Raw genomic sequence first — 6,824 nt, 5'->3', positions numbered from 1 at the left:
CCCCCCGGCTCCCGGCCCCCGTCAGCCCCCCGGTCATCCTGCTGCACGGCTTCATCGACAACCGCTCGGTCTTCCTCCTCCTGCGCCGCAGCCTCGCCCAGCACGGCAGGCACCAGGTCGAGTCACTGAACTACTCCCCTCTGACCTGCGACATCCGCACCGCGGCCGAGCTGCTCGGCCGGCACATCGAGGAGATCTGCGAGCGGACGGGCAGCGAGCGGGTCGACGTCGTCGGACACAGCCTCGGTGGTCTGATCGCGCGGTACTACGTGCAGCGCCTCAACGGGGACCTCCGCGTCCGGACGCTCGTGACGCTCGGCACCCCGCACACCGGCACCCGGGTGGTCCCGCTGGCGAACGCGCACCCGATCGTGCGGCAGATGCGTCCCGGATCGGCGGTGCTCGATGAGCTGGCCCTGCCGACGCCCGGCTGCCGCACGCAGTTCGTCAGCTTCTGGAGCGACCTGGACCGCGTGATGGACCCGCTGGAGACGGCCTGCCTCGACCACCCCGACCTGACCGTGCAGAACGTACGGGTCAGCGGCATCGGCCACCTCGCGCTGCCCGTGCACCCCGCCGTGGCCACGGGGATACGGCAGGCACTCGACACCGTCGAGCAGGAAGCGAGTATGGAAACAGGCACAGAAACGGGCAAACGCGCCGACGGGCTGACCGTCGCCTGAGTCAGACACAACCCGTCACAACCCGTTCGACATCGAACAACCCTCGAACACAAAGCCAAACTCGTGCCCGCCGTCCCCCAAAACACGGCCGATTGCCCGTTTCCTTCGGGCGCGAAACCTGACGAAGATTGTCGTGCCCGTATACCGCCGGGTACAGTCACCGCACTGCTCTGGCAGCCCCTGTTGTCGAGGCGAAAGAGAAGTTGGTGAACGACCGTCACCCGTCGGGGGCCATGACCTCCCCGGCTCCGGCTTCCGACGCCGTTCCGGCGCAGTACGCGTCGTACGGCACAGGGGAGGCCCAGTACGGCGACCTCACCACGTACGGCGGATACGACGCCACCGGGTTCTCCACCGGTTCCAGCGCCACCTCGACCTTCGACGCGGACCCCCTCTTCGGCAGCATGCCGGGCGAGCACTACGCGGGCGCCTCCGAGGCCACCGGTTCGTACGACGCCACCCAGTGGTCCACCGGCAGCGGGCAGGCCCTGAACTACGACGCGTACGCGGCCCAGCACCACGCCGCATACGACACCGGCGCCTACGACACGACGGCATGGACGGCCGGCTACCAGCAGCCCGGTGCCGTGCCGCCGCAGGCCGCGAGTGCCGAGGCCACCGGACAGTGGGACACCGGCGCCTGGAGCGGGCCGGACCAGTCCGGCGAACCGGCCGACCCGACCCAGCAGTGGACCTGGGGCACGCAGACCTTCGAAACCGCCGCCTTCGAGACCGGCACTTTCGAAACCAGCACCTTCGCAACCGGCACTTTCGAAGCCGGCCCCTTTGAAACCGCCCCTTGCGAAACCGGCCCCTTCGAGACGAGCGCCTTCGCGACCGGCACGTTCAACACCGAAACGTTCAGCACCGGCGCGTTCGCGGGCGGCCCGGTCGACACCGGCGCCTACGACGCCACGCAGTGGAACCCGGACGCCGCCACGACGGACCCCGCCCAACCCGCCGAGCACCCCGCTCCGGACGACGACGCCACGCCGGGCGCCCCGCCCACCGCCGAGGAACCCGGCGCGTACGACGGCGAATTGGCCGCCACCGGTGAACTCCCCACGATGACCGCCCTCCTGGACGACCAGGAAGAGGCCACGCCGGGCGCACGGATCCCGGCCGCACGCACCGCCTCCCGCGCCGCTTCCCGCGGCGGGGCGCGCTCCCGACGCCGCCAGCCCGCCAAGCGTTCCGCGCTGCTGACCATCGCCGTGCCGTCGGCCTGCGTGATGAGCGTCGCCGGTATCGCGGCCGCCTCCGTCGGAAGCCTGTCCGGCGACGACGGCTCCGACACCACGGCGTCCGCGCCGGACCCGGGCGACGCGAAGGCCGCGCCGGTCAAACCGTCCGCCGCCAACAACAAGCTGGACACCCAGCTCACGAGCCTCGCCGCCGGAGCCGACGACTTCGCCGACCGGGCCAGCCGGACGCAGGAGCGCATCGACCTCAAGGCCGAGCAGGCCGCCGAGAAGAAGCGCGCGGCGGAGGAGGCGGCCCGCAAGGAGCGGCTGCGCCCCAAGTTCGCGCTCCCGGTGGCGCAGCACGGACTCAGCGCGTACTACGGCCAGGCCGGCATCAACTGGATGTCCGTGCACACCGGCATCGACTTCCCCGTGTCGTACGGGACGAAGGTGATGGCGGCGACCGACGGGACGGTCCGTACGCAGTACAACAGCGCGTACGGGAACATGCTGATCTTGACCGCGAAGGACGGCACGGAGACGTGGTACTGCCACCTCTCCAGCTACCAGGTCCCCTCCGGTTCGACCGTGAAGGCCGGTGACGCGATCGCGTTCTCCGGCAACTCCGGCAACTCGACCGGCCCGCACCTGCACTTCGAGGTGCGGCCCTCGGGCGGCTCGGCGATCGACCCGCTCTCGTGGCTGCGCAGCCACGGCCTCAACCCGCAGTGACGCCGTAACCGCGCGCCGCGCCGCACCTCACCTCACCGCGTCCTCAGAGCTTCTCCACCGGCGCGTACCGCAGCAGCAGCCGCTTCGGCTTGGGGTCCCCGAAGTCGATCGTCGCCTCGGCGTTCGACCCGGTGCCCTTGACCCCGACCACGGTCCCGAGTCCGAACTGGTCGTGCGTGACACGGTCGCCGGCCGCCAGCGACACCGTCGGCTGCTCGGCGGAGCGGCGCGTGGCGAAGCCGGAGGCGCCCGACGCCGACGAGCGGGAACGGGACGAGGACAGCGAGGCCGCCACGCCCGAGACCGGCGCGGAGGGCGCGGGCCCGTTCGCCCCGGTCCGCTTCCACTCCAGGTGGGGGGCCGGGATCTCCTCCAGGAAGCGCGAGGGCGGGTTGTACGACGGCTGCCCCCAGGCGCTGCGCAGCGTCGACCGGGTCAGGTACAGCCGCTCCCGGGCGCGCGTGATGCCGACGTAGGCGAGGCGCCGTTCCTCCTCCAGCTCCTTGGCCTGGCCGAGGGCGCGCATGTGCGGGAAGACGCCGTCCTCCATGCCGGTGAGGAAGACGACCGGGAACTCCAGGCCCTTGGCGGTGTGCAGGGTCATCAGGGTGACGACGCCGTCGCCGTCCTCTTCGTCGGGGATCTGGTCGGAGTCCGCGACGAGCGCGACCTTCTCCAGGAAGTCGGCCAGGGTCCCGGCCTCCTCGCTCTCGGCCCGCTCCTGCTCGAACTCCAGGGCGACGGCCGCGAGTTCCTGGAGGTTCTCGATGCGGGTCTCGTCCTGGGGGTCGGTGGAGGCCTGCAACTCGGCGAGGTAGCCGGTGCGTTCGAAGATCGCCTCCAGCACGGTCGCCGGTCCGGCGCCGGACTCCACGATCGTACGGAGGTCCTCCATGAGCGTGTTGAACCGCTTGACGGCGTTCGCGGAGCGCGCGGCCATGCCGTACGCCTCGTCGACCCGCTTGAGGGCCTGCGGGAAGCTGATCCTCTCGCGCTGGGAGAGAGCGTCGATCATCGCCTCCGCGCGGTCGCCGATGCCCCGCTTGGGGACGTTGAGGATGCGGCGCAGCGGAACCGAGTCCTCCGGGTTGGCCAGCACGCGCAGGTAGGCCAGGACGTCCCGGACCTCCTTGCGCTCGTAGAAGCGGACGCCGCCGACGACCTTGTAGGGCAGGCCGACGCGGATGAAGACCTCTTCGAAGACACGGGACTGGGCGTTGGTGCGGTAGAAGACGGCGACGTCGCCGGCCTTCGCCTCGCCCGCGTCGGTGAGGCGGTCTATCTCGTCGGCGACGAACTGGGCCTCGTCGTGCTCGGTGTCGGCGACGTACCCGGTGATCTGGGAGCCGGCGCCCTGGTTGGTCCACAGGTTCTTGGGGCGGCGGGACTCGTTGCGCTCGATGACCGCGTTGGCGGCGGTCAGGATCGTCTGCGTGGAGCGGTAGTTCTGCTCGAGCAGGATCGTCGTCGCGTCCGGGTAGTCCTCCTCGAACTGGAGGATGTTGCGGATGGTGGCGCCGCGGAAGGCGTAGATCGACTGGTCGGCGTCGCCCACCACGCACAGCTCGGCCGGCGGGATCTCGGCCTCGGGCGGCACGTCGACGGGGTGCTCCGAGGGGGTGCCGACCAGCTCGCGCACCAGCGCGTACTGGGCGTGGTTGGTGTCCTGGTACTCGTCGACCAGGACGTGCCGGAAGCGGCGGCGGTAGTGCTCGGCGACGTCCGGGAAGGCGCGGAGCAGGTTGACCGTCGTCATGATCAGGTCGTCGAAGTCGAGGGCGTTGGCCTCGCGCAGCCGCGACTGGTAGAGGGTGTACGCCTGGGCGACGGTCTTCTCGAAGCCGTCGGCGGCCTGGGCGGCGAAGTCCTCCTCGTCGATCAGCTCGTTCTTCAGATTGCTGATCTTCGCGCTGAAGGACTTCGGCGGGAAGCGCTTCGGATCCAGGTCGAGATCCCGGCACACCAGCGCCATCAGGCGCTTGGAGTCGGCGGCGTCGTAGATCGAGAACGACGAGGTGAAGCCGAGCTTCTTGGACTCGCGGCGCAGGATGCGGACGCACGCGCTGTGGAAGGTCATCACCCACATCGCGTGCGCGCGCGGGCCGACGAGCTGCTCGACGCGCTCCTTCATCTCGCCCGCGGCCTTGTTGGTGAAGGTGATCGCGAGGATCTGCCCCGGGTGGACGCTCCGCTCGGCCAGCAGGTGGGCGATGCGGTGGGTGAGCACGCGGGTCTTGCCGGAGCCGGCTCCGGCCACGATGAGCAGCGGGGAGCCGGAGTGGACGACGGCCGCGCGCTGGTTCTCGTTCAGCCCCTCCAGGAGCGCGGCGGCGTCCAGGGCGGGGCGCGGGGCGCCGTCGCGGTAGTGGGTGTCCCGGTCCGGGGGCGCGTCGAACTTCCCGCCGAACAGATCGTGCGGGACCGGCTCCGGTCCGTGATCGTCCTCGGGTGGCGGCGGAGGCTCCTCCTCGCGACCCCGGGGGGTCTGGAGGCTCGCCAGGAAGTTGTCGTCAAAGAGGCTGCTCATCGCTCTCCGAGTCTAGGGCGCCCCACCGACAACCCGGCGCCACCCCGGAAAATCGCCGGAATCCCGATGCCGGACACGCACCGCGACACGGACACGCACTGCGACACGGACACTCCCTGCGCCACGGACACGCCCTGCGACGAGGTGTGGCACAAAGAGTGACGCAATTGACGCCCCCACCCGAGGTCACACCCAAGGTCACGAAAATGTATCGGGCATATCACCCACCAACCTTCACAGCGGCCACACGAGTTGGCTACGGTGCGGGCAGGCCGTACGACCCCCACCGGCGAACCCCGCCGGGCCGCGCGGCCTCCGCCGAGTCCGGCGTGCCCGCACGGCACCCGGAGCCGGGGACCCAACCGAGACCTTGGGGTGAATCGGCCGCACCGCCCTCCACGAGGACGGTCCGCCGTAGGGCAACCCTTCCGAACCACCGCCCGAACCCTCCCCCAGAGCCTGAACGGCCTGGGGGCACCCCCACCGCTAACCCGGTAGGCGGAGCATTGGAAGGAGTCGCCTCCCTTGGCGTCGCACCGCAAGTCGCGTCCCACCGGTACCCGCGTCGCAGGCATACGGACCCCGGCCCTCGCCACCGCGGCCCTCACCTCCGTCGCCCTGCTGTCCCAGACGGCCAACGCCGCGCCCTCGGACGACCGGCCGAGCCTCGAAGAGGTGGAGAAGAAAGTCGACGACCTGTACCGCCAGGCGGGGTCGGCGACCGAGAAGTACAACGCGGCCAAGGAGAAGACCTCCAAGCAGCGGGGGCGCGTCGACACGCTCCTCGACGACGTGGCCAAGCGCACCCAGAAGCTCAACGACGCGCGCGAGGAGCTGGGTTCCTTCGCCTCCGCCCAGTACCGCACGGGCGCGGCGGTCCCGGAGACCGCGACCCTGCTGCTCGCGGACTCGCCGCAGGACTACTTCGACCAGAACCAGCTCATGAACCGGCTCACCGGCCGCCAGAAGACCGCCGTCGACGACTACGTCACGCAGCAGTCCGAGACGATGCAGAAGCGCCGGGAGGCCACCGAGAGCCTCGAGACGCTCACCGACTCGCAGAACGATCTGAAGACGGCCAAGTCGACCGTCCAGAAGAAGCTCGCCACCGCGCGGGAGCTGCTGTCGGAGCTGACCGCCGAGGAGAAGGCCCGGCTCGCGGCGATCGAGAAGAAGAAGCAGGAGGAGGCCGCGCGCAAGGCGGCGGAGCTGGCGAAGAAGCAGCAGGCGGAGCAGGAGGCGGAGCGCAAACGGCAGGAGGAGGCCGCCCAGCAGCAGGAGAGCAACACCGGTTCCGGCTCGTCGGACTCCTCGACGCCGGACTCCTCGAACGGAACGAAGGCCGAGAAGGCGATCGCCTTCGCCCGCGCCCAGATCGGCAAGCCGTACGTCTGGGGCGCCACGGGCCCCGGCTCCTACGACTGCTCGGGCCTGACCCAGGCCGCCTGGAAGGCCGCCGGCGTGACGCTGCCGCGCGTCACCTACGACCAGGTCAACGCCGGCACGACCGTCTCCGTCTCCCAGGCACAACCCGGTGACCTGGTCTTCTTCTACGACGACATCAGCCACGTCGGCCTCTACATCGGCGACGGCATGATGATCCACGCGCCGAAGCCGGGCGCGTACGTCCGCGAGGAGTCGATCTTCTACGACGGCGAGTCGTCGATCTACAGCGTGGTGCGCCCGGCCTGACCCGCG

At 70.4% G+C, this 6,824-nt stretch carries 4 protein-coding genes; 3 read left to right on the top strand and 1 reads right to left on the bottom strand.

The window, feature by feature from the left end; translation table 11 throughout:
* Together KUM40_RS20225 and KUM40_RS20220 are read left to right on the top strand one after the other, a co-directional pair.
* Nucleotides 1-683 (top strand): alpha/beta fold hydrolase (locus KUM40_RS20225; protein ID WP_217167418.1); only part of this gene is annotated, 683 nt, incomplete at its 5' end.
* 206 nt (nt 684-889) lie between these two features.
* Complete coding sequence (locus KUM40_RS20220; RefSeq protein WP_217167417.1) at nt 890-2,599, top strand: peptidoglycan DD-metalloendopeptidase family protein; 1,710 nt, start codon at nt 890-892, stop codon at nt 2,597-2,599.
* A 43-nt stretch (nt 2,600-2,642) separates the two neighbouring features.
* Here KUM40_RS20220 and pcrA read toward each other — a convergent pair whose 3' ends face one another.
* A complete protein-coding gene (gene pcrA / locus KUM40_RS20215; RefSeq protein ID WP_217167416.1) occupies nt 2,643-5,126 on the bottom strand; it encodes a DNA helicase PcrA in 2,484 nt (827 codons plus the stop codon).
* Between the two features lie 525 nt (nt 5,127-5,651).
* On the opposite strand from pcrA, the gene KUM40_RS20210 reads away from it, so the two are divergent.
* On the top strand, nt 5,652-6,818 hold the full coding sequence (locus KUM40_RS20210) for an NlpC/P60 family protein (RefSeq protein WP_217167415.1): 1,167 nt from the start codon (nt 5,652-5,654) through the stop codon (nt 6,816-6,818).
* Nucleotides 6,819-6,824 lie beyond the last annotated feature (6 nt).

Source organism: Streptomyces sp. AC512_CC834 (assembly GCF_019049325.1).
Lineage (GTDB): Bacteria > Actinomycetota > Actinomycetes > Streptomycetales > Streptomycetaceae > Streptomyces.
The sequence above is the reverse complement of the archived record's forward strand: the minus strand, read 5'-3'. Positions and strand labels throughout refer to the sequence as shown.